Raw genomic sequence first — 26,133 nt, 5'->3', positions numbered from 1 at the left:
GGTGATAATGTTGAATTTGTAATAGAGTTAATCAAACCCGTAGCACTTGAGAAAGAATTACGTTTTGCTATCCGTGAAGGCGGTAGAACGGTAGGTGCTGGGGTTGTTTCTGAGATCATAGAATAGATATGGCTAAAGAAAGCAAAATGAAAATAAGAATAAAGTTGAAGTCTTACGACTACAAATTGATAGATCAGTCTGCAGAGCAGATAGTCAATACTGCAAAGCGAACAGGTGCGAAGATTTCAGGTCCGATACCATTGCCTACTCGCAAAGAGATATTTACTGTTATAAGGTCTCCTCATGTCTTCAAGAGATCTAGAGAGCAGTTTCAGCTCTGCACACATAAGAGATTGATTGAGATGTTGGAGCCGACAGCTAAAACTATTGATGCCTTAAGGAAATTAAATCTTCCTGCAGGAGTACATGTGGAGATAAAGTAATATGACTGCGATAAAAGGTTTATTAGGTAAAAAAATAGGAATGACGCAGATTTTTAAAGAGAATAGGGTTATACCTGTTACAGTTGTCTCTGCAGGTCCTTGCTATGTCATGGCTATAAAGAAAAAAGATACCGATGGTTATGATGCTATAAAGCTAGGCTATGGGAAAGTTAAGCCGAAAAAGAGAACATTGACCAAGCCTCGTTTGGGTGAGTTTAATAAGTTGAAGATAGAGCCTTTAAAGGAGATGCGCGAGATAAGGATAGAGGATAGTTCTGCGTTAGATCATTATAAGGTAGGAGAGGAGTTAAAGATCAACATTTTCAAACAAGGTGAATTTTTAGATGTCACATCACGCTCTAAGGGTAAGGGTTTTCAGGGTGGTGTGAAGCGCTGGGGGTGGAGTATTGGTCCTAAATCCCACGGCAGCAGATCGCATAGAGCCATTGGTTCTATAGGGCAGAGCTCAGATCCATCTCGTGTTTTTAGAGGATTGCATATGGCAGGCCATATGGGTGATGATAAGGTAACGGTCCAAAATATTGAGATCATAGATTTAGATTTTGAGAATAATCTTATTCTGCTTAAAGGTGGTATACCCGGGGCCAGGAACTCTATGGTTATATTAAAAAGCGCCAAGAAGAAAAACGCCGAGCTCTTTAAACCTGAAGAACAAGAAGAAGCTAAAGAAGAGGTCGTTGAGGATGTCAAAGTATCTACTGAAGAAAAAGTAGAGAAAGAAGAAGATGCTATAGATAATAATAAGAAGGAAGAAGCAGATAGAATAGAGGTAATAAAGTCAGAACCCGAGGATTTAAAAAAAGATAATGAAGAAGATTGATTACACAATAGATATTCTTAATATCTCCGGAGATAAGGTTGCCGATTTTGAGTTGGATAAGGATGTTTTTGATGGCAGCGTAAATAAAGAACTCTTACATCAGGTTATAACATCTTACCTTGCAAATAAAAGACAGGGTACAGCTTCGACTAAAACCAAAGGAGAAGTAAGCGGCGGCGGCCGTAAGCCTTGGAAGCAGAAAGGTACCGGACGTGCCAGAGTCGGTAGTAATAGATCTCCCATCTGGAGGGGCGGTGGAACTGTATTTGGTCCTAGGATGAGAGATTACTCTGTGAGGATTCCTAAGAAAATGAAGATAGAAGCTTTGAAGTCCTCACTCAACGCTAAACTGCTAGATCAAGAGTTGATTTTAATAGAAGATTTCCAGATGGATGAACCTAAAACCAGCAGTTTTGTAAAGATAGTTAAAGATTTAAAATTAGATAAGCTCAAGACTCTTTTCGTATCGGAAAATGTATCAGATAATCTGTACTTATCTTCTAGGAACATAGAGGGTGTCTTTGTGAAAAAATCTATCAACTTAAATGCTTACGATGTTTTAAATTGTAAAAAAATAGTTCTATCTAAAGAGGCTTTAAGTGTAGTTGGTGAGAGGATAAAGAAAAAATGAATGAGTTTAAAGTGATAAAGAGATTGCTGACAACAGAGAAGGGTTCTATGCTCGCTCAGTACAACAAATACACTATAGAGGTTGATAAGAGAGCTAATAAAATAGATATTAAGAAGGCTGTTGAGAAGATCTACAAAGTAAAGGTTGAGTCTGTTGCTACGGTTAGGATAGTTCCGAAACCAAGAAGATTGAAATGGACTGAACCCGGCAAGACTTCCAGCGGCAAAAAAGCAATAGTAACCCTGGTTAAGGGCTATACGATAGAATGAGATAATTATGGCTATTAAAAAGAGAAGACCATTAACTCCATCATTGAGGTTTCAGAGTTACTCTGATTTTAAGGAGATAACAAAGAAGAGTCCTGAGAAATCTCTTCTCGAGCCTTTAAGCGAGAAAGCTGGTAGGAATAATCATGGCCATATCACGGTACGTAGACGTGGCGGCGGAGTTAAGAGGCGTTATAGAAGAATTGATTTTAAAAGAGATAAGCGAGATATGGAGGCAACGGTAATAGCGATTGAGTATGATCCTAATAGAAGCGCTAGAATTGCGTTATTAGAATATACAGATAAGGAGAGAAGATATATTCTCTGGCCTTTGGGTTTAAAAGTAGGCGATACTGTTATCTCTTCTGAGAGCGCTGAAATAAAACCCGGCAACTCTATGCCTATTAAGAATATCCCTAGTGGGATATCTATTCATAATTTAGAGCTAGCCGAAGGCAAGGGAGCTCAGATTGTACGCTCTGCCGGATGCTGGGCACAAGTTATGGCAAAAGAGGGTGATTTTGCACATATAAAGATGCCTTCAGGTGAAGTTAGGCGGATAGGCATTAAATGCTATGCGACTATAGGTCAGGTAGCAAATTCTGATCATATGAACATATCAATTGGTAAAGCAGGAAGAAATAGATGGCTTGGAAAGAGACCTAAGGTTAGGGGTGTAGCGATGAACCCGGTAGACCATCCTATGGGTGGTGATACATCCGGTGGTAGGCCGTCGTGCTCTCCGTGGGGATGGCCGTCTAAGGGTCTTAGGACACGTGATAAGAATAAGCAGTCTAATAAATTTATTGTAAAAAGGAGAAAATAGTATGCCTAGGTCATTGAAAAAGGGTCCATTTGTGGATGAACATTTAATGAGAAAGGTAGAGAAGGTGTCCAAAAGCGGTGAAAAGAAACCGATTAAGACTTGGTCTCGCCGTTCAACTGTGATACCCGAGTTCGTAGGCTTTACTTTTGAGATACATAACGGTAGAAGCTTTATTCCGCTTCACGTTACAGAGAAGATGGTTGGTCATAAACTGGGAGAGTTTGCTCTGACTAGAACTTTTAGAGGACATAGTGGTATTAAATCAAAAGCAAAGATAACTAAAAAATAAGGTATTATTATGGCAGTTACAAAAGCACATGCACGGTTTGTGAAAATTTCGCCTTTAAAGGTGAGGCTGGTTTTAGATTTGATTAGAGGTAAGGACGTTATCTCTGCTGAAGGCCTGCTTTTGAATGTAAATAAGAAAGGGGCTCCGATTGTAGTTAAGTTGCTTCAATCTGCAGTAGCTAATGCTAAGAACAATAACTCTATTGAAAAAGAGGGTCTTTACATATCAGGTGTGTATGCAAATCAGGGTCCTGCTTTAAGTAGGTTTAGAGCTGCGACAATGGGTAGGGCTTCTTCAATAAAGAGAAGGACTTCTCATATTACAATAGAACTTGATTATAAGAGCAAAGGTTCGACGATGGCTAAAGCTAAAGTAGCAAAAGGAGGAAAGAGATAGATGGGTCATAAAGTTCACCCTTTTGGGTATAGGCTTGGATATATAAAGCAGTGGAAATCTAGATGGTTTACACAGACTGAGAATATTAAGGTTTTTATAGGCGAAGACTATAAGATACGTAAATATATTAAAAATAGTTTGAGATATGCTGGTATCTCCAGCATAGATATTGAAAGATATTCTGAAAAAGTAAAAGTAGTAATACATACCTCGCGTCCTGGAGTTATCATAGGCCGACGGGGAGTTGAGATAGACAAAATTCAAGAAGCTTTACAGGGTATTGTCAAAAATAAGGAGATTGTAATTGACATAAAAGAGATCAAGTTTCCTGCTGCCGATGCACAGCTTGTTGCTGAGAACGTTGCATTTCAGATGGAGAAGAGAGTCTCGCATAGAAGAGCTATGAAGAGAGCTATGCAGATGGCTAATGAAAACGGTGTTAAGGGTATAAAGATAAACTGTGCTGGCAGGCTTGGCGGAAATGAGATTGCAAGAGCAGAGTCCTACAAGAGTGGGAAAGTGCCTCTTCAAACTTTAAGAGCCGATATAGATTATGGTTTTGCTGAATCAAAGACTAAAGCGGGATTGATAGGTGTAAAAGTGTGGATCTATAGAGGTGATGCTGTTTTAGAAAAAGAAGCAGTAAGAGGGGAGTCTTAAGCCATGGTTTTAATGCCTAAGAGAGTAAAATATCGCAAAACTCAGCGTGGAAGACGTAAAGGGGTATCTAAAGGTGCTACTAAGATAGCGTTTGGAGAGTTTGGACTTCAGGCATTAGAAAATAACTGGATTACAAATAGACAGATAGAGGCTGGACGTGTTGCCATTATGAGGCGGCTTAGACGCGGTGGTAAACTCTGGATTAGGATGTTTCCGGATAAACCTGTGACAAAGAAACCGCTTGAGACCAGAATGGGTAAAGGTAAGGGTACGGTTGAGAGCTGGGTGGCTGTTGTTAAAAGAGGAAGAGTTGTTTTTGAGCTTGAAGGTGTTCCAGAAGATTTAGCTCGCCAAGCTTTTAAGTTGGCCTCAGATAAGCTGCCTATAAAATGTAAGTTTGTAAAGAGAGAGATGATATGAAAGTTAAGGATTTAAGAAATATGACTGACGAAGAGCTGAATCGTAAACTTGAGGATTCATATAATAAGCTGCTGCATTTGCGTAGCGATGTTAAGATTGGAAAACTGCAAAAGCCCCATGAGATTGGGATTTACCGGTCTGATATTGCTAAGATTCATACGGTGATTAGCGAAAGAAGTAAGGAAAAGAAGAGCGAGGTTTAATAATGGAAGATAGAGCTAGAAGAAAAGAATTAACAGGAGTGGTTGTCTCTGATGGGATGGACAAGACTATTATTGTGAGAGTAGACAGAATTATAAAGCATCCTCTTTATGAAAAGAGGATTAAAAGAGATAAGCGATTTAAGGTGCATGATGAAAAGAACGAAGCTAAAAAAGGTCAGAAGGTTAAGATAATGGAGACAAGACCTCTTTCGAAAGAGAAGAGATGGAGATTGGTTGAGGTTATAAAATGATACAGATGAGATCACTTTTAACTGTTGCTGATAATTCAGGGGCTAAGAAGATAGCCTGCATAAAAGTAATAGGGCGCTCTAATAAGAAGTTTGCTTCAATAGGTGATACTATCGTTGCTTCTGTAAAAGAGTCAACCCCGGATGGGGCTGTCAAGAAAGGTGAGGTAGTCAACGCTGTAGTTGTTAGAACCGCTTTTCCAATTAAAAGAAGTGATGGTTCAACGCTAAGGTTTGACAGTAATGCTGCTGTTATAATAGATAAGCAGAAGAATCCCAGAGGTACTCGTGTCTTTGGTCCTGTGGCTAGGGAGTTGCGAGACAGGGATTTTATGAAGATAATATCTTTAGCACCAGAGGTATTGTGAGGAGTATGTTATGGAGAGGTTAAAAAAAGGCGATACTGTTGAGGTTATTGCAGGTAAAGATAAAGGTAAGAAAGGTAAGGTTCTAAGGGTCTACCCTAAAGCAGGGAGAGCTCTCGTTCAGGGTGTTAATGTAACAAAGCGTCATATGAAGCAGAGATCTCAGGATACCCCTGGCGGCATTATTGAGCTAGAGAGTCCGCTCGTTTTAGCTAACATTCTGCCTGTTTGCAGTAAGTGTGGTAAGGGTGTTAAGGTTGGGTTCAAGGTTTTGGAAGATGGTACGAAGATAAGAATATGTAGAAAGTGTAGAGAGGCTATCTAATTATGCAAGCAAGACTTTATAAGATATACAAAGATAAGATCGCAGCAGAACTTACAGATAAGTTTGGATATTGCAATACTCATCAAGTTCCTGTTCTTAAAAAGATAGTTGTTAATATGGGCGTAGGTGAAGGCTCGCAAAATCTTGAGGTTTTAGAAAAAGCAACGGAAGAGCTCTCTATGATAACCGGCCAGAAGCCGGTGGTACGTAGAGCCAAGAAGTCGATTGCTAATTTCAAGATTAGGCAGGGAAATCCTGTAGGGTGTAAGGTTACTTTACGCAGAGATAAAATGTATGAATTTCTGGATAGATTGATAAATGTAGCTTTGCCCCGTGTCAGAGATTTTCAGGGCATTCCCAGCAATAAGGGTTTTGATGCTGGAGGTAATTATACTCTAGGGCTTAAAGATCAGACTATATTCCCTGAGATTAATCTGGATAAAGTAAAGAGGGTTCAGGGGATGGATATAAGTTTTGTTACAACTGCCAAAAGCCGCGATGAGGTACATGCGCTGTTAGAGGCGTTTAATTTTCCGTTTAGGAGGAAATAGTATGGCAAAGAAGTCTCAAGTCTTAAAGCAACAGAAGAAACAAAAATTTAAAGTTAGAGAGTACAATAGGTGTCAGATCTGCGGTAGACGACACGGTTATATAAGAAAATTTGGTCTCTGTAGAATCTGCTTTAGAGAGATGGCGCTTAGAGGTGAGTTGCCCGGCGTTACAAAGGCCAGCTGGTAGGAGGTTTAAATGAGTATATCTGATCCTTTAGCGGATGCTTTTGTTAAAATTAAAAATGGCTATAGAGTAAGCAAAGAGAGTGTTGATATAAAATTTTCTAAGTTACTCCTTAAAATTGTTGAGATTTTAAAAGCAGAAGGGTTTGTTAAAGAGTTTAAAGTGATAGAGGATGATGTTCAGGGTGTTATTCGGGTCTACCTTAAATATTTCGCTAGAAATAAGCCTGCCCTCAGAGATATAAAGAGAATATCTAAACCGGGCTGCAGGATATATGTGGACAAAGATAATATTCCAAAAGTCTTAAACGGAATAGGTTCGGCTATATTAACTACTTCAGGCGGTGTCTTCAGCGATCAAGATGCCAGGAAGAATAATCTGGGTGGCGAAGTGATCTGCCAAGTATATTGAGGTGTAAAAGATGTCACGTATAGGAAAAAAACCCATTAATATTAATGCTAAGGTAAAGATAAAAATAGAGAACGGTATTACGTACGTTGAAGGCTCTAAAGGGAAGCTGGAGTCTCCTATTCCAGAAGGTATAACTGTTGAGGTTAGTGAGAATCAAATTGTTGTAAAAAGGGTTAGTGAGGAAAAAAAGTTCCGTGCTCTACATGGTTTAACTAGAGCTTTGGTTAATAATATGGTTACAGGAGTGACTGAAGGTTTTCAAAAAGAATTGGAGATTATAGGCGTAGGTTACAAGGCTCAGCTCCAAGATAAAAAGTTGAGTTTACAGATCGGTAAGTCTCATCCTGTGGAATACTCAATACCTGATGGTATCTCTATGGAGACACCCAAACCTACAGTAATTATTGTTAAAGGTATTGATAAGCAGTTTGTTGGAGAAGTAGCTGCTGAAATAAGAGCTTATTATCCGCCCGAGCCTTACAAGGGTAAAGGGATAAGATATAAAGGTGAATATGTTAGAAAGAAAGCAGGTAAAGCAGGGATTAAATAATTATGGAATTAAAAACATTTATTAAAAAGAAAAGAGCGGCACATAAGAGGAGACATAATAGAGTAAGAAAAAAGGTTTCCGGGACTACTGACAGACCCAGGCTATCTATCTATATCAGTCTATCTTATATTTATGCACAGATTATTGATGATATCAAAGGTCAAACTTTAGTCTCTTTCTCTTCTTTGGAGTCAGAGTTAAAAGACAAGGTTAAGTCTAAAGGCTCTCTAGAGGCTGCAAAGATAGTTGGTACTCGTATTGCAGAGAAGGCCAAGGAGGCTGGGGTAAAGAAAGTTGTTTTTGATCGTAGCGGATATAAATATCACGGAAAAGTTAAGACTCTAGCCGATGCGGCAAGAGAAGTAGGGTTGGAATTTTAAAGGAGGTATATAGTGCCTGAAAATCAGGGATTTGCATTATTGGAAAAAGTAATAGCAATTAATCGTGTTACTAAGACGAATAAAGGAGGTAAGACCATATCCTTTAACGCTCTTGTAGCCGTTGGCAATGGAGAAGGCAGGGTTGGTATTAGTCTTGGTAAAGCCCATGAGGTTGCTGATGCAATTAAGAAAGGCATAAAGTCTGCGCAGAGAGATATGGTTACAATAAAGCTCTCTGATTCTACAATTCCCCATGAGGTGCTTGGTAGATTCGGTGCTTCTAAAATCATCTTAAAGCCTGCTTCAGCCGGTACTGGAGTTATTGCCGGCGGTGTTGTGCGTGCGATATGTGAGATGGTGGGTATAAAAGATATTCTTACAAAGTCTCTAGGCTCTCCTAATGCTATAAATCTATCAAAAGCGATGATAGATGGTTTAGAGCAGCTAAGAACCAGTAGAGATGGTTTAGATATAGTGAAAAATAAAGTAGTGGAAGAAGATAAAGTTGAAGTTCAAGAGGTGAAAGATGCAGCTGAATGATTTAAGAGCACCTCGCGGTGCTAAGAAGAATAGGAAGAGAGTTGGTCGTGGAATCGGATCGACAAGAGGTAAGACTTCTACAAGAGGAATGAGTGGACAGAATTCTAGAAAGAGTCCTGGTCTAGGAGCTCATTTTGAAGGCGGACAGATGCCTCTTATTAGAAGAATTCCTAAGAGAGGTTTTAACAATAAAAGATTTGCTCGTTCTTTCCAGATCGTCAATCTCTCCGACTTAGAAAAGATAGGTTTATCCGATATAGATCCTAATGTTTTAAAGAGCAGTGGATTGATACGGTATTCAAACAAGCCGGTTAAGGTTTTAGGGAATGGTCAGCTAAAGAAAAAACTTAAAATCTCTGTCCATGCTTTTAGCGCAACAGCAATAGAGAAAATAGAGGCAAATGGCGGAGAAGCCAAGGTAATAGAATAGAAAATGTTTAGAGGATTAGCTAACACTTTTAAAATTAAGGATTTACGGCGTAAGATTCTAATAACTTTAGCGCTTATCGCTGTATATAGAATAGGTTCTTACATACCTACACCAGGTATTAATGGCCAGGCTTTATCTGAGTTCTTTAAAAATCTTGCAGATACACCAGGGGGAACTCTATTTGGAATGATAAATATGTTTAGTGGTGGCGCCATACAAAGGTTGACTATCTTTGCTTTAGGTATCATGCCTTATATCTCTGCATCTATTATATTACAGGTTCTTACTCCTGTTATTCCGGCCTTAGAGAGAGTTGCTCATCAGGATAACGGCAGGCAAAAGATCAATCAATATACAAGGTACTTAACGGTTATAATTACTTTATTCCAGGCATTTTTTATAAGCCTCTGGCTGGAAAATCCTCAATCATTCCAGGGTTATCAAATAGTATTTAATCCTGGTTGGAGCTTTAGGTTTACTGCTGTTCTTACTCTCGTTACAGGCACTATGTTTATAGTTTGGCTAGGAGAACAGATAACAGAGTTCGGTATCGGCAATGGTATTTCACTTATAATAACAGCTGGTATAATATCGAGGTTGCCTTCTGCTATGATACAGCTTTACTCTCTTCTGGATCCATTCTCTCCTACTGGAGGTCAGATTCAGCCTTTCACTTTGGTTATTATGGCTGCGATGCTTGTTCTTGTGGTTGTAGGAGTGGTTCTTATAACTCAGGGTCAGCGGAAAATACCAGTTCAATATGCAAGGCGTGTTATAGGCAGGCGTGTATATGGCGGGCAGAGCACCTTTATTCCTTTGAGGATAAATCAGGCTGGAGTTATCCCTATTATCTTTGCGCAGTCTGTATTGATGTTCCCGGCTACTATAGGAGGTTTCATTAATAATCCGGCTGTAGCTAAAATAGTCTCACTATTTAGCCAGCAAGGCATACTTTACTATGTTCTTTATAGCGGTTTTATTATATTCTTCAGTTATTTTTATACAGCCCTTGTCTTTAATCCTAAAGATGTTGCAGAGAACATGAAAAAGCATGGCGGTTTTATTCCTGGAGTAAGGCCTGGTAATAATACTTCAGAATATTTAGATAAAATTATGACTAGAATTATCTTGCCCGGAGCTGTATTTCTTGCAATTATTGCAGTATTACCCTCGATTATATCCACCATTCTGCACATACCTTTCTTAGTGGCTAGTTTCTTTGGAGGTACGGGTATACTTATTATCGTAGGTGTATTATTAGACACAGAGAGGCAGCTTGAGTCGCAGCTTCTTATGAGGCAGTATGAAGGTTTTATGAGAAAAGGGCGTATCAGAGGTAGAAGATGATAGGGCATCTCAATATGATTATAATGGGTTCTCCGGGTGCAGGTAAAGGTACTCAGGCAGACTTAATAGCACGTCATTATAAGATACCCCATATCTCAACAGGAGATATGTTTAGAGAGATTCTTAAAGATGGCAGCAGCGAGATTGCAAATGAACTTGAGGGGTATGTTAAAAAAGGAGAGCTGGTTCCAGATGAGGTTGTACTTAAGATGGTAAGGATGAAATTGTCGGGAGAAGATGCAAGCAGCGGTTTTGTTTTAGATGGTTTTCCCCGAACTATGGAACAGACTAAAGGCTTAGATATTCTCCTTAAAGAGATAGAGAAAGAGATAGACCTAGTCCTTTATTTAGACGCCAGCGTTGATGTTATACTTGAACGTTTAACTGGAAGGCGTGTCTGCATACATTGCGGAGCTAATTATCATATAAAATATTCTCCAGCCCAAGAAGAAGGTGCATGTGATAGATGCGGTGGCGAGCTCTATCAGAGAGAGGACGATAGGGAGAGCACCATTAAAAGACGGCTGGAAGTATATAAAGAACAGATTGAAGATATTGTAAGTTTTTATGATCAGCAAGGCATTCTCTTTAAGGTCTCAGGAGACCTGAGTGCTGCAGACGTTTTCAATCATGTTGAGAAAAAATTAAAAGATATTAATATCAAGGTCCTCTGATATGTTAACTATGACTATACCAATAAAAAGCAAGGAAGAGATAGAAGGAGTTAAGATGGCTTGCGAGAAGACTGCTTCTATTATGAAGAGATTGAGCCGGAAGATTGAGCCGGGCATAACCACTGATTCTTTAAACAGTGCGGCCGAAAGATTGATCATCGAGTCACATTGTAAGCCTGCATTTAAAGGCTACATGGGTTATCCAAAGAGTATCTGTACTTCTATCAATAGCGAGGTTGTGCATGGGGTGCCGGGCTTAGATTGCGTTCTTACTGAGGGAGATATCCTAAGCTTAGATCTTGGGGTTATATATAAAGGTTTTTATGGTGATATGGCAGTTACTTTTGCAGTTGGCGAGATAAGCACTGAAGCGGAAATGTTGATCAGAACAACAAAAGAGGCTCTCTGTGTCGGGATATCATCTGCTGTAAGCGGGAATACTTTAGGGGATATATCTTCAGCTATACAACGCTATGTTGAAGATAGAGGTTATTCTATTGTGAGAAAGTTTGTTGGGCATGGTATAGGGAGAGAGCTGCATGAAGAGCCTGAGATTCCTAACTTCGGTTCTCCTGGTACAGGGCCTTACCTTGAAAACGGTATGATACTTGCATTAGAACCCATGGTTAATGATGGGGATTATAGGGTTAATATTTTAGAGGATGGCTGGACTGCTGTAACTGAAGATGGCAGTCTCTCAGCGCATTTTGAGCATACTATTCTTATTTGGGGAAGCAAACCCCAGGTATTAACGGAGTTTTAATATGGCTAAAGAAGAACCTATTCAAGTAGAAGGTAAAATAGTGGAGACCTTACCAAATGCAACTTTTAAGGTAGAGATTGAAGGTGGGCATAGGATTTTAGCGCATGTATCAGGTAAGATGCGGATGCATTATATTAAGATATTACCTGGTGACAAGGTATCGTTGGAGTTGTCTCCATACGATCTTACTAGGGGAAGGATAACCTACAGGAAGTAATAAGGTGGTTTTTTATGAAAGTAAAGTCGTCAGTGCGTAAAATTTGTGATAAGTGTAAAATCATAAAAAGAAAAGGTGTGTTAAGGATTATCTGTACCAATCCAAAGCATAAGCAGAAACAAGGATAATAGTTTAAAATAAAAAATGATAAAAGCATTTAGTAGGAGGATAGTATGGCAAGAATAGTTGGTGTTGAACTTCCTAAAAATAAAAGAATAGAGATTGCTTTAACTTATATTTTTGGAATTGGTACCACAAGAGCTCGGGAGATACTTAAAGATTGCGGTATGGACAAAAACAAGAAGACAGACCAGCTTACCGATGATGAGGTTTCTCATCTAGCTGATTTTATACAGAAGACCTATACGGTAGAAGGAGAGCTCAGGCGCGAGGTTCAGCAGGACATAAGACACCTGATAGAGATAGGCTCTTATCGTGGTAGAAGACATAAATTAGGCTTACCTGTAAGAGGCCAGAGAACAAAGACAAATGCCAGAACAAGGAAGGGGCCTAGTGCGATTAAGATTAAGAGGAAGAAAAAGGAGGCTTAGCTATGGCTCAACAGCCAAAGAAGAAAGTTAAAAAAAAGAAGATTACAAGAAGAGTAGAATATGGAATTGCTCATATTCAGGCTACTTTTAATAATACAATCGTTACTATAACAGACAAAGAGGGTAATGTGCTTTCTTGGGCAACAGGCGGTGTTGCTGGTTTTAAAGGAACTAGAAAATCTACTCCTTTTGCTGCGCAGATTGCATCCAAACAGGCTGCAAAACGTGCTTTGGAGTATGGCGTTAAAGAGATTACGGTCTATCTCAATGGTCCTGGAGCAGGTAGAGAGACTGCCGTCAGGTCTCTTCAGGCAGCAGGTCTTAATATAAGAGTGATTAAAGATATAACTCCGATACCACACAATGGGTGTCGGCCGCCAAAAAGAAGAAGAGTTTAAGGAGGAGTATAAATGAGTCAATTAAGGACAGGAGTGTGTAGGCTGTGCAGAAGAGCTGGGATGAAGCTTTTCTTAAAGGGTAGGCGGTGTAATACAGATAAATGCGCAGTAGATAAGAGGCCTTATCCGCCGGGGCAGCACGGAAAGAGACGTATAAGACATTCAGATTATGGTATTCGTTTAAAAGAGAAGCAAAAAGTTAAGAATATCTACGGTATTAGTGAGAGGAGAATGAAGAAGTATTATCAAGTTGCAGCTAAAACCAAAGGGGTGACAGGCTCAATTATGCTTCAGCTCCTTGAGAGACGCCTTGATAATGTTGTCTTTAGATCAAACTTTGCTTTAAGTAGATCACAAGCCAGAGAGCTGGTTAATCATGGACATATATATCTTAATGGAAGGCGAGTAAATATTCCTTCTTGCACTGTCTCTATAGATGACGTGATAACAGTTAAAAAAAGAGAAGCTTCTAGGAAGATTATAAAGGCCAACGAAGAGATGGCCGAGGATAGGCTTATCCCTTCATGGTTGGAGGTTTCCAAGGGGAAACTAGAAGTTAGAGTCGAGAGTCTTCCTGTTAGAGAAGATATAGTAGTTCCAATAGAAGAGCAGTTTATTGTTGAATTTTATTCTAGATAAGGAGGGTTAGATATGGGAATAAGAATGAAAGAATTTGCGATGCCCGTTAAGATAGAGTGGGATGAAGACAGCTATTCTCCTACTTATGGAAAATTTGTTGCTGAGCCATTTGAAAGAGGCTATGCTGTGACGGTAGGCAACTCATTGAGGAGAATATTGCTCTCTTCCATTGAAGGCAGTTCGATTACATCCTTGAAGATAAAAGGAGTGGACCATGAGTTTTCTGCTATAAAAGGAGTTCTTGAGGATGTGTCGCAAATAGTGTTAAACCTTAAAGGTCTGGTTTTAAAGTCTCATTCCCGTGCGCCTAAGAAAGTTATTTTGAAGCTTTCTAAAAAAGGAGATTATAAATCTGGTGATATCACAACAGATGAGACCGTAGAGATTATTAACCCTCAGCATCATATCTTAACAGTAACTGACAATGTAGACGTTGACATTGAGATGGAGGTAGGACGTGGCCGTGGCTGGGTTCCGGCAGATAGAAATAAAAGAGAGGATGACTCTATAGGTGTCATTGCAATTGATTCTCTTTTCTCTCCTGTTACTGGAGTGAATTTTAGAATGGAGAATACACGAGTTGGAGCTGTAACCAATTATGAAAGACTGATAATAGAGATAACAACAGATGGGAGTGTTGAGCCTAAAGAAGCTTTAGTTTATGGGGCATATATTTTGCAGAGGCATCTGGATGTTTTTACACAGATGGGAGATGTTGCCGAAGAGGAAGATGAAGAGGTCGTAGATGCGCTTGACCATGATCTTTTAAATAAGATTAAGATGCCTATAACTGAGTTGGAACTCTCGGTTAGAAGCGCTAATTGTCTTAAAGATGCCAATATCCATACGATAGGAGATCTTGTTCAGTTAACAGAGCAGCAGTTGCTTCAACATCGCAACTTTGGTAAAAAATCTTTAAATGAACTGCATGATATCCTAAAAGAGATGAATATATCTTTTGGAATGGAATTACCTCAGGATGTAAAAATGAAATTGCAGGGGGAGGCAGCATAAAATGAGACATCGCAAAAAAATTATTCTGCTATCTAAGCCTGCTGATCAAAGGAGAGCTTTAATCAAAAGCCTTGCGATATCTTTAATCATAAATGAGAGTATAAAGACGACATATAAGCGTGCTAAGGCAGCATCTCGTCATATAGATAAGCTTATAACTTTAGGCAAGAGAGGTGATATACATTCCCGCAGAGAGGTTTATAAGTTATTGCAAGATAGGAGCTTAGTTAAAAAGCTCTTTGACGACATTGCTCCTCGATTTAAAGATGTGCAGGGAGGCTATACCCGTGTTCTAAAAGCCGACAATAGGCGCGGTGACAATGCCTTAATGGCTATTCTGGAGTTGACAAAGATAAAAGAAGAAGTAATTGAAGATAAAAAGAAAGCACGCCGTTTAAGAAAAGAAAAGAAAGCCAAGAGAATAGAAGAAGATCTGTCTAGCGATGTTGGTGAGGTAGAAGTAGAGGAAGAGAAGGCGATCAAGAAGCCGAAGACAGAAAAAGACGATAAGAAAAAAGAAAAAAAACAGATAGACGAAGGTTCCAAAGATAAAGAGGTTAAGCAAGATGATAAAGAGAAAGGATTTTTTCAGGGGTTAAAAGGGTTTTTAAAAGCCAAAAAGGAAAAATAGAACATCTCTTTTAAGTGCTCTAGGAGAGACAATATGGATTTTTCAAAGAGAGTAAAAAGTATATCAGCCTCTCAAACTTTAAAGATAACTTCTGTCATCAAGAGGCTTAAGAGAGAGGGTGAGCCTGTAATAAATTTTGCCGCAGGTGAGCCCAATTTTGATACTCCAGACGAGATAAAATCCTACGCCAAAGATTCCATTGATGGCGGTTTTACAAAATATACTCCGGTTGCAGGAATGCCTGAATTGAGAGAAGAGATTTCAAAGAAGTTTAGGGCTCAGAACAACCTTAAGTATAATCCGGACCAAATAGTGGTCTCCAATGGCGCAAAGCATTCTCTGATGAATGTTTTGATGGCCCTCATAGATGTAGGCGATGAAGTGATCATTATGGCTCCTTACTGGTTGAGTTATACTGAGATGGTGAAGCTCTCATCTGGAGTTCCTGTTATTGTGAGCTCTAGCAAGGAGAGTGGTTTTAGGCCTGACTTCGATAAACTAAAAGCAGCTATTACTAAAAAGACAAAATGTATTATATTGAATAGTCCTACCAACCCAACCGGTATGGTTTGGAGAGAAGATGAGCTAGAGCATCTTGGAAAAATAGCCTTAGAGAAAAATATATTGATAATAAGCGATGAGATTTACGAACATCTAGTATATGAGGATAAACATATCTCTATCGGGTCTTTGTCGGAAGATATTTTTAATAATACTATAACAATAAACGGTGTCTCTAAGTCTCATGCTATGACAGGTTGGCGGATCGGCTGGATAGGTGCAAATATAGAGCTGGTCTCTGAAGTAACAAAGATGCAATCTCAGATGACGTCAAATGCATCGAGTATAAGTCAAAGAGCTGCTATTGCGGCTTTAAGAATGGATGACAGCTGGCTCTCTTTTATAAAGAAAGAGTTTAGAGAGAGAAGAGATGTTATGATGCAGATGTTAGATAATTATGGGATATCTTTCATAAAGCCTGAAGGTGCGTTTTACTTGTTTATGGATATATCAAAGTTTCAAAACGGTTCTTTTTCTTTCGCTCAAGATCTTCTGGATAAGAAGTTGGTCGGTGTTATACCGGGTGAGCCTTTTGGAGCCGATGATTATGTCCGCTTGAGTTATGCAGCATCCATAGAAGAGATCAAAGAGGGGGTAGATAGAGTAGGGAGTTTTTTAGATGGCTAAGACTATATCTGAGAAGATCTTTAGTCTTAAATCTGAATCAGAAGCAAGAGCAGGAGATATTGTAAGGGCCAGCGTTGATTTTGCACTTTCACAAGATGGAACAAGCTCGCTTGTGATAGATGCATTAAATGCTCTTGGTGTTAAAACTTTGAAGGATCCCAAGAAGTATGCTCTTGTTATTGACCATAGTGTCCCTTCACCCAGCCTAGGTGTTTCAAATATCCACAAAAAGATGAAAGATTTTGCTTCTCTAACCGGAGCAATAATATATGCAGAGGGAGAAGGAGTCTGTCATCAGGTTATTATGGAACATGGCCATGTGTTGCCTTCAAATCTTATAACTGGTGCCGATTCTCATACCTGTACCTATGGTGCTTTAAACTGCTTCTCAACCGGAATGGGATCAACTGATATTGCGATAGTTGTTGCAACGGGGAAGAATTGGTTTAAAGTTCCTCATAGTGTAAAAATCGTACTGAATGGCAATCTTCCTCAGGGTGTTTTTTCAAAAGATATAATACTTCATATTATAGGTGTTCTTGGTGCAAGTTCATGCACTTATAAAGCAATTGAATTTGATGGTGATGCTATATCTAATTTAAGTATGGCAGCCCGCTGTACAATAACCAATATGACTGTTGAGTTGGGTGCAAAAGCAGGGCTAATGCAGCTTGATGACAAGACGTCTAAATGGCTTGGGGATAAGACCGGCAGCATGGAATTTAACCCTGTTATGGCTGATCCTGGAGCTGAATATGAGTGGGTCAAAGAGTTTGATATATCTACTCTCTCTCCTCAGGTAGCTGAGCCTCACCAAGTGGACAGTGTTGTCGATATTGACAATCTCATTGGGACTAAAATAGATCAGGGGTTTATCGGTACCTGCACCAATGGGAGATTGGAAGATTTAGAGCTGGCAGCTAGGATTCTTAAAGGTAAGAGAGTTAAGTCCAGATTAATAGTTGCTCCGGCATCTAAGAGTGTCTTAAGTCAGGCTCAAGATGAGGGCTTAATAGATATACTTCTCTCTTCAGGTGCATTGATACTTCCTCCTGGATGTGGGCCTTGCGTAGGGACTCATGGGGGAGTGCCTGCTGATAAAGAGGTTGTGATATCAACTGCAAATAGAAATTTTAAAGGTAGGATGGGTAATCCAAACAGCTTTATATACCTAGGTTCTCCCGCTACGGTTGCAGCCTCTGTTTTAGAAGGAAAGATAGCCGACCCTCGAAGGTATCTGGATATATAATATGGATAATAAAAGAAAACAAGGGTACATTTTGATTGCTTTAATAGTGCTTATGCTTACAGTTTTTTCCTACCGCTTCTTCTACCGTAGCATAGATTTAGAACAGTATCAGAGCGTAGGGTTAGGTATGGATACAGAGCAGGTAAAGGCTGTTTTGGGAAGTCCGGTCAGAGTGTCCAAACATTATTGTTCTTGCCATGGTGCATCGGAAGTTTGGCGTTATAATATAAGGTTCTCTCTGCTTGCAGCTACAACATGGTTTAAGTCTCCAGGCGGAGGTTCTATGGTTGTTGTTGACAAAGTTTGGGGGTTTATATCCCAGTAATATTTATCGCTAAAAACTGCTTGCAGTTTAGATGTTTTAATTGTATGATTTAAAAATCATGGATAGAGAAGGTTGGGTTTTAGTAAAACTGCTGCTAATAATTACCGGGGTACTTATATTTATCTATTTTATTACTCCGAAATTCCAGAAGAATATATACCGAATACGTGATTTAACCACCCAGACTAATCTAGAATCAATAAGGGTGGCCTTGTTAAGTTATTATAAAGATAAAGAAGAGTGGCCCTCTTCTCTCTCTAAATTGACCCCGGAATATTTAGAGAAGATACCAAAAGAGTTTCTCTCTTCTGTTAAAGGGTCTTCAGAGATATTGATTGTCAAAAAAGAGTTTGATTTTATTTCTCAGAGAGGCCCCAGTTTAGCTGGCTGGATATATGGCAGCTATGATCAGGGAGGAGAAGATAGATATGCACGATTCGTATTACCTGTGAGTGTGACTCTGTCGGATGAGGCAGGCGATACTTCTTCCTGGTGATTATAGTTGTTGCAAATTTCTTTTTGTAAAATAATCTTAAATTAAAGGGGGAGATCATGGGAGTTATAATCGGAGGCAACAGAGAGGCAAGAAGGGCATATGGTTTTGATGAGATTGCTCTTGTTCCTGGATGTGCGACTATCAATCCCAGCGAGGTTGATGTTGAATGGTCTCTTGCCGGTGAAAAATACAAAATACCTATCATAGCTGCTGCTATGGATGGGGTTGTAGATGTAAAATTTTCCATCAAAATGGGAGAGCTAGGCGGGTTAGCTGTTTTAAATCTAGAAGGAGTTCAAACAAGGTATGAAAATCCTGATGAGGTATTGAAGAAGATAGCATGTGAAGACCCTGATGAGGCGACTAAGTTGCTGCAAAAAATATACAAGGAGCCTATCAAGGAAGAGCTTATCTCCAGGAGAATAAAAGAGATTAAAGATTCAGGCTGTGATTGTGTTGTATCTGCTATTCCTCAGCGAGCTGAGAGATTTGGAAAGATTGCTCAGGATGCAGGTTGCGATATATTTGTTGTCCAATCAACAGTTGCATCTCTAGAGCATGTCTCTAGCGAATATTCTGTTTTAGATTATAAGAAGTTCTGTGGTTATATGAGTATACCGGTTATAGTGGGAAACTGTGTAACCTATGATGTTGCAATGGATTTAATGCAGGCTGGTGCTGCTGCTATTCTTGTAGGTATAGGGCCTGGTGCAGCCTGTACAACAAGAGGGGTCTTAGGTATTGGCGTGCCTCAGGTGACAGCAACTTGTGATGCTGTAAAAGCAAGAGATGATTATTTTAAAAAGACAGAGCGGTATGTGCCTGTAATCACAGATGGAGGTATGCGTACAGGGGGAGATATCTGTAAGGCTTTTGCCTCCGGAGCTGACTCTGTAATGATAGGTTCATCACTAGCGCGCGCAAAAGAGGCTCCTGGTAGAGGTTACCATTGGGGTATGGCAACTCCCCACTACAATCTACCGCGTGGTACCAGGATATATGTAGGGAGTACAGGAACTCTAGAGGAGATACTGCTTGGTCCTGCCAAAGTTGATGATGGTTCTCAGAATCTTATTGGGGCTCTTCAGACCGCTATGGGTTCTTTAGGTGCAAAAGATATATCTCAAATGCAGAAAGTTGAGATTATTATAGCCCCTTCAATACAGACAGAGGGAAAGCTTTTCCAGCGTGCGCAAAGAGTTGGAATGGGTAAATAGATTGGTTTAAATCGATAGGTTGCGGGTTTTTCTTGCTCTTAATTTTACTGTCTAATAGTTATTATGGATAAGATATTAATACTTGATTTCGGTTCTCAATATACTCAGCTTATAGCAAGAAAGATAAGAGAATTAAATGTCTTCTCTGAGATAGTTTCTTTTAACATTAAAGCTCATGAAATAGCTAAGATAGCCCCCTCTGGTTTAATCCTTTCCGGAGGTCCAAGCAGTGTTGAGTTAAAAAAATTCCCTCTTCCAGATGAAGGTATTTTTAAGCTTGGGATCTCGGTGCTTGGCATCTGTTACGGTATGCAGGTTATGACCAAGTCTTTAGGCGGGCGAGTCTTGAATTCAAAAAGGCGTGAGTACGGTAAGGTTAGGATATACTCTGGTGATGGTAAAAGTAAGATTTTTAAATCAATCAAAAAAGATTTTATCTGCTGGATGAGTCATGGGGATGAGGTTAGCAGGTTACCCTGCGGCTTTAAAAAGACTGCTCATACTGACAACTGCAGCATTGCTGCTATGGAGTCTAAGGAGGGGTTATATGCTATTCAGTTTCACCCAGAGGTTGTCCATACTCAATATGGTAAAAAAATTATTGGTAATTTTTTAGATATCTGTAATTGTAAGCGGGAGTGGAAGCTCTCTTCTTTTATCAAGCAATCAACATGTGATATTAGATCTAAAGTTGGTGAGGCGAGAGTTGTCTTAGGTCTCTCTGGAGGGGTTGACTCTTCTGTTGCTGCAATGCTTCTCAGTGAGGCAATAGGCGATAAGCTGCATCCTGTTTTTGTAAACAATGGATTGCTCAGAGCTGGAGAGGCAGACAAAATAAATCAAGTCTTTAAGAATGATTTTAATATAAATCTCCACTATGTTGATGCGACAAGGCAGTTTTTAAGTGCTCTTAAAGGTATAGTTGACCCTGAGAAGAAAAGGAAGATAATCGGCAATGAGTTCATAAAAGTTTTTGATTCTACGGCTAAAAAGATAGGAGGTATTAAATATCTTGCCCAAGGTACCCTCTATCCAGATGTAGTAGAGTCTCTCTCTGCTTTTGGAGGCCCTTCTGCTAAGATAAAGAGTCATCATAATGTAGGCGGGCTTCCTGCTAAGATGAAGTTAAAGTTAATAGAGCCTTTTAGATTCCTCTTTAAGGATGAAGTAAGAAAGATAGGCAAACTGCTCAAGCTGCCTGATGAGATAGTATATAGACATCCTTTCCCTGGTCCTGGGCTCGGGGTTAGAATTATAGGGGAAATTACAAAAAAAAGATTAAAGATCTTAAGGGCTGCCGATACTATTATAATTGAAGAGATAAAGGCTCAGGGTTTATATAGCAAGGTCTGGCAGGTATTTGGGGTGCTTCTACCTGTTAAGAGTGTTGGAGTTATGGGTGATGGCCGCAGCTATGAAAATACACTTGCTATTAGAGCGGTCAAGAGTGTTGATGGTATGACTGCAGACTGGGCTAAACTGCCCTATAACACCATTGGATTAATATCAAACAGAATTATTAATGAGGTCAAAGGTATTAATAGAGTGGTTTACGATGTAAGCTCTAAGCCTCCTGCTACTATAGAGTGGGAATAATATTTTAACCTGTGATTGGTAGATAATATATGGTTCATTCAGACTTTGTACACCTGCATTTACATTCTCAGTATAGCCTGCTGGATGGTGCATGTAAAATTAAGGAGTTAATAGAGGTCTGTAATCAGCATAGAATGCCTGCGGTTGCAATAACCGACCATGGTAATCTATTCGGAGCCATAAATTTTTATTCTCAAGCAATGGCGGGAGGAATAAAGCCTCTAATGGGGTCAGAGCTCTATTTAACTCCTGGTTCTAGATTTGATAAATCCGGCGGAATTAAGAGCAGGGGACTTCATCATATTACCCTTTTAGCAAAAGACGAAGATGGTTACAGGAATTTGGTAAAACTTGTAAGCCTAGGTTATTTAGAAGGTTTTTACTATAAACCTAGAATAGATAGAGAGGCTCTGGCTCAATACTCAAAAGGTTTAATCTGTTTAAGCGGATGTTTGAAATCAGAGATAAATCAGGCGCTTCTAGGTGGTAATATTCAAAAAGCAAAAGATGATATCTCTTTCTATAAGGATCTATTCGATAAAGACTCTTTTTATATAGAGATGCAGGATCAATTTTTGCCTGAGCAGAGAGATTTGATTAAGGGTGCGCTGAAGCTTGCTAAGGAGACCAGTACGCCCTATGTTGCAACTAACGATGTGCACTATTTAAGAAAAGAGCATGCTTATGCTCATGAGGTTCTTCTGGCTGTCCAGACCCAGACTACTATGGATAATCCTAACAGATTTAGAATGAGTACAGACCAATTTTATCTTAAATCTCCCCAGGAGATGAAAGAGTTATTTTCGGAGATACCTGAAGCTATATCAAATACTATTGTGATAGCCGATAAATGTAATGTTGAGTTTGAATTCAACAAGGTTAGGCTGCCTAATTTTGAGGTCCCCCAAGGATACAATCAAAGGGAGTACCTAAGCTTAATTTGCCAGGAGAGTTTATCTGAAAAATACCCGAACACAACCGATGAAGTCAAGAAACGATTAGAGCACGAGCTCAATGCAATAAACAGCCTTGGTTTTACAAGCTATTTTCTAATAGTTAGAGATTTTATAAATTTTGCAAGGGAGCATGATATACCCGTAGGTCCAGGTAGAGGTTCTGCAGCAGGAAGTATTGTAAGTTATCTTTTAAATATCACCACAATAGACCCTTTAAAATACGGATTGCTCTTTGAAAGGTTTCTCAACCCCAGCAGGGCTTCTATGCCAGATATAGACATAGATTTCTGTTACGAGAAAAGACAGCAGGTAATTGACTATGTTGTTAATAAATATGGCGAAAATAATGTTGCTCAGATTATAACATTTGGAACCTTGCAGGCCAGAGCCGCCATAAGAGACGTTGCTAGAGCCCTTAATATTCCTTATCAGGAAGCGGATAAGATTGCAAAGCTGATTCCTCAAGAGCCGGATATGAATATTGAAAAGGCAGTAAAGGTTGAACCTGCTTTGGCTAACATGATGACCAATGCTAAGTTGAAAGATTTGATTAGTACAGCTAAAGTCTTAGAAGGCCTTGCAAGACATGTCTCTGTCCATGCTGCTGGAGTAGTCATAAGCGGCGCGCCATTAGTTGAACTTATTCCTTTATATAAAGTCCCTGACGGTGAAATTATAACCGGTTATGATATGTCTTCCATCGATAAGGTAGGCCTTATGAAGATAGATTTCCTTGGCCTTAGAACTCTTACAATGATAGATGAGTGTCAGAAAATAATCAAGAGAACCAGAGGGGAGGATATTAATGTAGAAAATATTACAACAGACGATAGCAATACCTATGAGCTTCTTTCAGAGGGGGACGGTAGCGGTATCTTTCAGCTTGAGAGTTCCGGGATGTGCTCTTTACTTAAGAGATTAAAACCGGATAAATTTGAGGACCTAATAGCCATACTTGCTCTCTATAGACCTGGACCACTGGGTTCAGGTATGGTAGATGATTTTATCAAAAGGAAGAGCAGTAATGCCCATATAAATTATGAACATATTTTGTTAAAGCCTATATTGTCAGAGACTTATGGGATAATACTATATCAGGAGCAGGCTATGCAGATTGCGTCTGATTTGGCTGGTTTTACAATGGCCGAAGCAGATCTCTTAAGGCGTGCTATGGGTAAGAAGTTACCTGAGATAATGAATGAGCAGCGGGATAAATTTATTAAAGGTGCTCAGGTTAATAATGTCAAGGAGAGAAATGCAGAGAAGATATTTGATTTGATACAGAAGTTTGCCGGCTATGGTTTTAACAAGAGCCATTCCACTGCATATGCAATAATATCTTATCGCACTGCTTATCTTAAGGCTCATTATTTCCCGGAGTTTGTTACTGCATTGCTATGTAGTGAGATGCACAATACGGATAAACTAAAAGGTTATTTAGATTATGCGCAGAAAAAGGGGCTTACAATTTTAGGCCCGGATGTCAATGAGAGCTTTATGCGTTTTACTCTTATTAAAGAGGATGTGATACGTTTCGGGCTTTATGCGATTAAGAACGTAGGTATTCATGCAGTAGAGTCAATAATAGGTTCTAGAAAAGATAAAGGCAGGTTTAAATCTATCTTTGATTTTTGTAAGAGAGTCGATTCTCGCGCTGTAAACAAGAAAGTTATTGAGAGTCTTATAAGAGTTGGAGCTTTCGATTCTATGGGCTATAAACGATCAGCGCTTCTAAGTGTTTTAGATAGAGCGCTCGAAACAGCCCAATTTTTTCAAAAAGATGCTCTTAAAGGGCAGCTCTCTTTCTTTGATTCAGATAAGGGGTCTTTTGATGTAGATCTAGAAAAATATATACCTGATATAGAAGAGTGGCCTAAAGAAGAGCTGCTTAAATTTGAGAGAAGTTTATTGGGTTTTTATATTTCAGGTCATCCTCTTCAGGAGTATGAGGGTATTATAAGCAGGTATTCTACGACAGATACCAAAGGTCTGCTTAATTTTAGAGAAAGCTCTGAAGTTATGATTGGAGGATTGATTTCTTTTTTAAAGAAAAAGATTACAAAAGGTGAGAACCAATGTATGGCTATAATGAAGATAGAAGATTTAGAAGGCAGTATCAATGCCATTGCTTTTCCAGAGATTTACAGTAAGAACGCTGATATTATTGTAGAAGGCAATATAGTTTTTGTAAAAGGGATGTTCATACTTAGAGGGGAAGAGCCTCAAATAGTTGTGGCAGAAATTTTTGGATTAAACGAGGCTCCTTACAAATTTCTCTCATCTGCTTTTATAGAGATAGATGCATCCGAAGACATAGACTCTAAGATGGTTCCGTTATTGGAGATCTTAAAGAGGTATAAAGGTGAAGTCCCTCTGAAAGTGATATGTAAAGATGTGGACGCAGATGTGATCTTTGAAACTCAGCAGAAAATAGATGTAAAGAGAGAGCTTTTGAAAGAAGTAAGAGATAAATTAGGGATGGAAATTTTTATTCGTTAAAGCAAAACCCTCTAAGTGCTTCTTAGATGTTTAAGATATGAAAAAGATTTTAGGTTTAGAGCTGCCGTTGTTTATGCCTGTAGCTACCCAGGGCAGTGTTAAGACTCTCACCTCTTCAGATTTAAGAGAAGCGGGGTATGGACTTATTCTGTCTAATGCCTACCATCTTTACTTAAGGCCGGGTGTTGAAATTATTGAAAAGGCAGGAGGTTTGGGTGAGTTTATCTCCTGGGATGGTTTGATATTAACAGATAGCGGTGGTTATCAGGTTTTTAGTATGGCCGACCTGCGTAAAGTTAGCGATGATGGCGTTGAGTTCAGCTCTCATATTGACGGCTCTAGACATTTTTTAACTCCCGAAGCAGTTCTAGATATTCAGTTTAAATTAAAAAGCAATATAATCATGCCTTTAGACCAGCCCCTAGCATATCCTGCATCAAAAATAGATGCAGAGAGAGCCCTTGATAGAACATTGCTCTGGGCAAAGAGAAGTAAGGAGCATTTTTTAAAATATTACGATTTTGAAAATAAGAACAGGCCTCTTCTTTTCGGTATTATACAAGGTGCAACCTATAAGGATCTAAGAAAGAGATCCATCGAGGAGCTTCTTGGTATAGGTTTTGATGGTTATGCAGTTGGCGGAGTTAGCGTTGGGGAACCGAAAAGCTTGACATATGAAATCATAAATTACGTGGCATTAAATCTGGATAGAGATAAACCACTCTATGTTATGGGGATGGGAACTCCCTATGACATATTAAAAGGGGTTGAGGCTGGAGTTGATATGTTTGATTGTATTATACCTACACGTCATGGCAGGACGGGTACTGCTTTTACCTGGAGAGGTAAGAAGGTTGTTCGGAATGCAAGGTATAAAGACGATATGTTAAGCTTAGATTCTGAGTGTGACTGTTTTGTCTGCCGTAATTATAATACTGCTTATATAAGACACCTTATAAATAGTTCTGAGATATCGGGGTTGAGACTTTTATCCTTTCATAATATATATTTCTATAGTAAACTTATGGAAAAAATAAGGGTTGCCTTAAGAGAAGGCAACCTAGGTGAATTAATTAGCAAAATGTCTGTATTCTACAAGGAGGAATAGTATGATTTTAGCACAAGTACAAGCTCAACCAAACCCTATGGCTACTCTCTTTCCTTTAATCCTCATCTTTTTTATCTTTTATTTTCTTCTTATTAGGCCTCAGCATAAGAAGCAGAAAGAGCATAACAAGATGATGGATGCTCTTGAGAAGGGAGATTCAATTGTTACTATAGGTGGAGTACATGGAGTGATTCAAGATATCAAGAAGGGAGAATTCCTATTAAAGATAGATGACAATACAAAGATTCTCCTGGATAGAAGTGCTGTTGCAAGAGTTAAGAAGAGCTCAGAATAAAATTAACCGAT

The 26,133-nt window shown here is 39.2% G+C and carries 40 protein-coding genes; all 40 read left to right on the top strand.

What is annotated here, in order from left to right:
* Window positions 1-126, top strand: a 126-nt coding sequence (locus tag P9X27_02795) for an elongation factor Tu (protein MDP8253308.1), incomplete at its 5' end; no start/stop codon positions are given.
* Between the two features lie 2 nt (window positions 127-128).
* Window positions 129-443, top strand: coding sequence for a 30S ribosomal protein S10 (gene rpsJ / locus P9X27_02790; protein ID MDP8253307.1), 315 nt, complete (start codon window positions 129-131; stop codon window positions 441-443).
* Between the two features lies 1 nt (window position 444).
* Window positions 445-1,284: a 50S ribosomal protein L3 gene (gene rplC / locus P9X27_02785; protein MDP8253306.1), complete on the top strand. Its 840-nt coding sequence runs from the start codon at window positions 445-447 to the stop codon at window positions 1,282-1,284.
* Window positions 1,271-1,915: a 50S ribosomal protein L4 gene (rplD, locus tag P9X27_02780; protein ID MDP8253305.1), complete on the top strand. Its 645-nt coding sequence runs from the start codon at window positions 1,271-1,273 to the stop codon at window positions 1,913-1,915. The genes rplC and rplD overlap by 14 nt, the downstream gene beginning before the upstream one ends.
* Entirely contained in the window at window positions 1,912-2,184 is a 273-nt protein-coding gene (gene rplW / locus P9X27_02775) for a 50S ribosomal protein L23 (GenBank protein MDP8253304.1), read from the top strand. Before rplD ends, rplW begins: the two co-directional genes overlap by 4 nt.
* Before the next feature lie 7 nt (window positions 2,185-2,191).
* Window positions 2,192-3,007, top strand: coding sequence for a 50S ribosomal protein L2 (gene rplB, locus P9X27_02770; protein MDP8253303.1), 816 nt, complete (start codon window positions 2,192-2,194; stop codon window positions 3,005-3,007).
* Between the two features lies 1 nt (window position 3,008).
* Complete coding sequence (gene rpsS / locus P9X27_02765) at window positions 3,009-3,296, top strand: 30S ribosomal protein S19 (GenBank protein MDP8253302.1); 288 nt, start codon at window positions 3,009-3,011, stop codon at window positions 3,294-3,296.
* A 9-nt stretch (window positions 3,297-3,305) separates the two neighbouring features.
* Window positions 3,306-3,692, top strand: coding sequence for a 50S ribosomal protein L22 (gene rplV / locus P9X27_02760; GenBank protein MDP8253301.1), 387 nt, complete (start codon window positions 3,306-3,308; stop codon window positions 3,690-3,692).
* Complete coding sequence (gene rpsC / locus P9X27_02755) at window positions 3,693-4,352, top strand: 30S ribosomal protein S3 (protein ID MDP8253300.1); 660 nt, start codon at window positions 3,693-3,695, stop codon at window positions 4,350-4,352.
* Between the two features lie 3 nt (window positions 4,353-4,355).
* Window positions 4,356-4,772 (top strand): 50S ribosomal protein L16, encoded by a 417-nt coding sequence (rplP, locus tag P9X27_02750; GenBank protein ID MDP8253299.1) that lies wholly within the window; start codon window positions 4,356-4,358, stop codon window positions 4,770-4,772.
* Window positions 4,769-4,975: a 50S ribosomal protein L29 gene (gene rpmC / locus P9X27_02745; protein ID MDP8253298.1), complete on the top strand. Its 207-nt coding sequence runs from the start codon at window positions 4,769-4,771 to the stop codon at window positions 4,973-4,975. The genes rplP and rpmC overlap by 4 nt, the downstream gene beginning before the upstream one ends.
* 2 nt (window positions 4,976-4,977) lie before the next feature.
* A complete protein-coding gene (rpsQ, locus tag P9X27_02740; protein MDP8253297.1) occupies window positions 4,978-5,226 on the top strand; it encodes a 30S ribosomal protein S17 in 249 nt (82 codons plus the stop codon).
* On the top strand, window positions 5,223-5,591 hold the full coding sequence (rplN, locus tag P9X27_02735) for a 50S ribosomal protein L14 (protein ID MDP8253296.1): 369 nt from the start codon (window positions 5,223-5,225) through the stop codon (window positions 5,589-5,591). The genes rpsQ and rplN overlap by 4 nt, the downstream gene beginning before the upstream one ends.
* Before the next feature lie 10 nt (window positions 5,592-5,601).
* Window positions 5,602-5,913, top strand: coding sequence for a 50S ribosomal protein L24 (gene rplX, locus P9X27_02730; GenBank protein MDP8253295.1), 312 nt, complete (start codon window positions 5,602-5,604; stop codon window positions 5,911-5,913).
* Between the two features lie 2 nt (window positions 5,914-5,915).
* Window positions 5,916-6,464 (top strand): 50S ribosomal protein L5, encoded by a 549-nt coding sequence (gene rplE / locus P9X27_02725; protein MDP8253294.1) that lies wholly within the window; start codon window positions 5,916-5,918, stop codon window positions 6,462-6,464.
* 1 nt (window position 6,465) lies between these two features.
* Window positions 6,466-6,651 carry a type Z 30S ribosomal protein S14 gene (locus P9X27_02720; protein ID MDP8253293.1) on the top strand — a complete coding sequence of 62 codons (186 nt, stop codon included), beginning with the start codon at window positions 6,466-6,468 and terminating at the stop codon, window positions 6,649-6,651.
* 9 nt (window positions 6,652-6,660) lie between these two features.
* Entirely contained in the window at window positions 6,661-7,059 is a 399-nt protein-coding gene (rpsH, locus tag P9X27_02715) for a 30S ribosomal protein S8 (GenBank protein MDP8253292.1), read from the top strand.
* 10 nt (window positions 7,060-7,069) lie between these two features.
* A complete protein-coding gene (gene rplF, locus P9X27_02710) occupies window positions 7,070-7,609 on the top strand; it encodes a 50S ribosomal protein L6 (GenBank protein MDP8253291.1) in 540 nt (179 codons plus the stop codon).
* Window positions 7,610-7,611: 2 nt separating this feature from the next.
* Window positions 7,612-7,989 carry a 50S ribosomal protein L18 gene (rplR, locus tag P9X27_02705; GenBank protein ID MDP8253290.1) on the top strand — a complete coding sequence of 126 codons (378 nt, stop codon included), beginning with the start codon at window positions 7,612-7,614 and terminating at the stop codon, window positions 7,987-7,989.
* Window positions 7,990-7,998: 9 nt separating this feature from the next.
* Window positions 7,999-8,529 carry a 30S ribosomal protein S5 gene (gene rpsE, locus P9X27_02700; protein ID MDP8253289.1) on the top strand — a complete coding sequence of 177 codons (531 nt, stop codon included), beginning with the start codon at window positions 7,999-8,001 and terminating at the stop codon, window positions 8,527-8,529.
* Window positions 8,516-8,959 (top strand): 50S ribosomal protein L15, encoded by a 444-nt coding sequence (rplO, locus tag P9X27_02695; protein MDP8253288.1) that lies wholly within the window; start codon window positions 8,516-8,518, stop codon window positions 8,957-8,959. Before rpsE ends, rplO begins: the two co-directional genes overlap by 14 nt.
* 3 nt (window positions 8,960-8,962) lie before the next feature.
* The gene (gene secY, locus P9X27_02690; protein ID MDP8253287.1) at window positions 8,963-10,306 is read left to right on the top strand and encodes a preprotein translocase subunit SecY; all 1,344 of its coding nucleotides are present in this window, start codon (window positions 8,963-8,965) and stop codon (window positions 10,304-10,306) included.
* Window positions 10,303-10,980, top strand: coding sequence for an adenylate kinase (locus P9X27_02685; protein ID MDP8253286.1), 678 nt, complete (start codon window positions 10,303-10,305; stop codon window positions 10,978-10,980). Before secY ends, P9X27_02685 begins: the two co-directional genes overlap by 4 nt.
* A 10-nt stretch (window positions 10,981-10,990) precedes the next feature.
* Window positions 10,991-11,743, top strand: coding sequence for a type I methionyl aminopeptidase (gene map, locus P9X27_02680; GenBank protein MDP8253285.1), 753 nt, complete (start codon window positions 10,991-10,993; stop codon window positions 11,741-11,743).
* A 1-nt stretch (window position 11,744) separates the two neighbouring features.
* Window positions 11,745-11,960 carry a translation initiation factor IF-1 gene (gene infA, locus P9X27_02675; protein ID MDP8253284.1) on the top strand — a complete coding sequence of 72 codons (216 nt, stop codon included), beginning with the start codon at window positions 11,745-11,747 and terminating at the stop codon, window positions 11,958-11,960.
* Between the two features lie 14 nt (window positions 11,961-11,974).
* A complete protein-coding gene (gene rpmJ / locus P9X27_02670; GenBank protein MDP8253283.1) occupies window positions 11,975-12,088 on the top strand; it encodes a 50S ribosomal protein L36 in 114 nt (37 codons plus the stop codon).
* Between the two features lie 45 nt (window positions 12,089-12,133).
* Window positions 12,134-12,511 (top strand): 30S ribosomal protein S13, encoded by a 378-nt coding sequence (gene rpsM, locus P9X27_02665; protein MDP8253282.1) that lies wholly within the window; start codon window positions 12,134-12,136, stop codon window positions 12,509-12,511.
* Between the two features lie 2 nt (window positions 12,512-12,513).
* Window positions 12,514-12,909: a 30S ribosomal protein S11 gene (gene rpsK, locus P9X27_02660; GenBank protein MDP8253281.1), complete on the top strand. Its 396-nt coding sequence runs from the start codon at window positions 12,514-12,516 to the stop codon at window positions 12,907-12,909.
* A gap of 12 nt (window positions 12,910-12,921) precedes the next feature.
* Entirely contained in the window at window positions 12,922-13,548 is a 627-nt protein-coding gene (gene rpsD / locus P9X27_02655; GenBank protein MDP8253280.1) for a 30S ribosomal protein S4, read from the top strand.
* A gap of 12 nt (window positions 13,549-13,560) precedes the next feature.
* Entirely contained in the window at window positions 13,561-14,562 is a 1,002-nt protein-coding gene (locus P9X27_02650; GenBank protein MDP8253279.1) for a DNA-directed RNA polymerase subunit alpha, read from the top strand.
* A gap of 1 nt (window position 14,563) precedes the next feature.
* The gene (gene rplQ / locus P9X27_02645; GenBank protein ID MDP8253278.1) at window positions 14,564-15,193 is read left to right on the top strand and encodes a 50S ribosomal protein L17; all 630 of its coding nucleotides are present in this window, start codon (window positions 14,564-14,566) and stop codon (window positions 15,191-15,193) included.
* A gap of 33 nt (window positions 15,194-15,226) precedes the next feature.
* Window positions 15,227-16,381, top strand: a complete 1,155-nt coding sequence (locus P9X27_02640; protein ID MDP8253277.1) for a pyridoxal phosphate-dependent aminotransferase — start codon at window positions 15,227-15,229, stop codon at window positions 16,379-16,381.
* On the top strand, window positions 16,374-17,630 hold the full coding sequence (locus P9X27_02635; protein MDP8253276.1) for a 3-isopropylmalate dehydratase large subunit: 1,257 nt from the start codon (window positions 16,374-16,376) through the stop codon (window positions 17,628-17,630). Before P9X27_02640 ends, P9X27_02635 begins: the two co-directional genes overlap by 8 nt.
* Before the next feature lies 1 nt (window position 17,631).
* The gene (locus P9X27_02630) at window positions 17,632-17,955 is read left to right on the top strand and encodes a hypothetical protein (GenBank protein ID MDP8253275.1); all 324 of its coding nucleotides are present in this window, start codon (window positions 17,632-17,634) and stop codon (window positions 17,953-17,955) included.
* Window positions 17,956-17,995: 40 nt separating this feature from the next.
* Window positions 17,996-18,451 carry a hypothetical protein gene (locus P9X27_02625; GenBank protein MDP8253274.1) on the top strand — a complete coding sequence of 152 codons (456 nt, stop codon included), beginning with the start codon at window positions 17,996-17,998 and terminating at the stop codon, window positions 18,449-18,451.
* Window positions 18,452-18,507: 56 nt separating this feature from the next.
* Window positions 18,508-19,668 carry a GuaB3 family IMP dehydrogenase-related protein gene (locus tag P9X27_02620; protein MDP8253273.1) on the top strand — a complete coding sequence of 387 codons (1,161 nt, stop codon included), beginning with the start codon at window positions 18,508-18,510 and terminating at the stop codon, window positions 19,666-19,668.
* A 63-nt stretch (window positions 19,669-19,731) separates the two neighbouring features.
* Window positions 19,732-21,264, top strand: coding sequence for a glutamine-hydrolyzing GMP synthase (guaA, locus tag P9X27_02615; GenBank protein ID MDP8253272.1), 1,533 nt, complete (start codon window positions 19,732-19,734; stop codon window positions 21,262-21,264).
* Between the two features lie 29 nt (window positions 21,265-21,293).
* A complete protein-coding gene (locus P9X27_02610) occupies window positions 21,294-24,719 on the top strand; it encodes a DNA polymerase III subunit alpha (GenBank protein ID MDP8253271.1) in 3,426 nt (1,141 codons plus the stop codon).
* Between the two features lie 37 nt (window positions 24,720-24,756).
* Window positions 24,757-25,827, top strand: coding sequence for a tRNA guanosine(34) transglycosylase Tgt (tgt, locus tag P9X27_02605; protein MDP8253270.1), 1,071 nt, complete (start codon window positions 24,757-24,759; stop codon window positions 25,825-25,827).
* A 1-nt stretch (window position 25,828) separates the two neighbouring features.
* Complete coding sequence (yajC, locus tag P9X27_02600; GenBank protein ID MDP8253269.1) at window positions 25,829-26,122, top strand: preprotein translocase subunit YajC; 294 nt, start codon at window positions 25,829-25,831, stop codon at window positions 26,120-26,122.
* Window positions 26,123-26,133 lie beyond the last annotated feature (11 nt).

It is taken from the genome of Candidatus Kaelpia aquatica (genome assembly GCA_030765335.1).
Classification (GTDB): Bacteria; Omnitrophota; Gorgyraeia; order Kaelpiales; family Kaelpiaceae; genus Kaelpia; species Kaelpia aquatica.
Note: the sequence above shows the minus strand (reverse complement) of the source record. Positions and strands in the feature narration are given on the sequence as shown.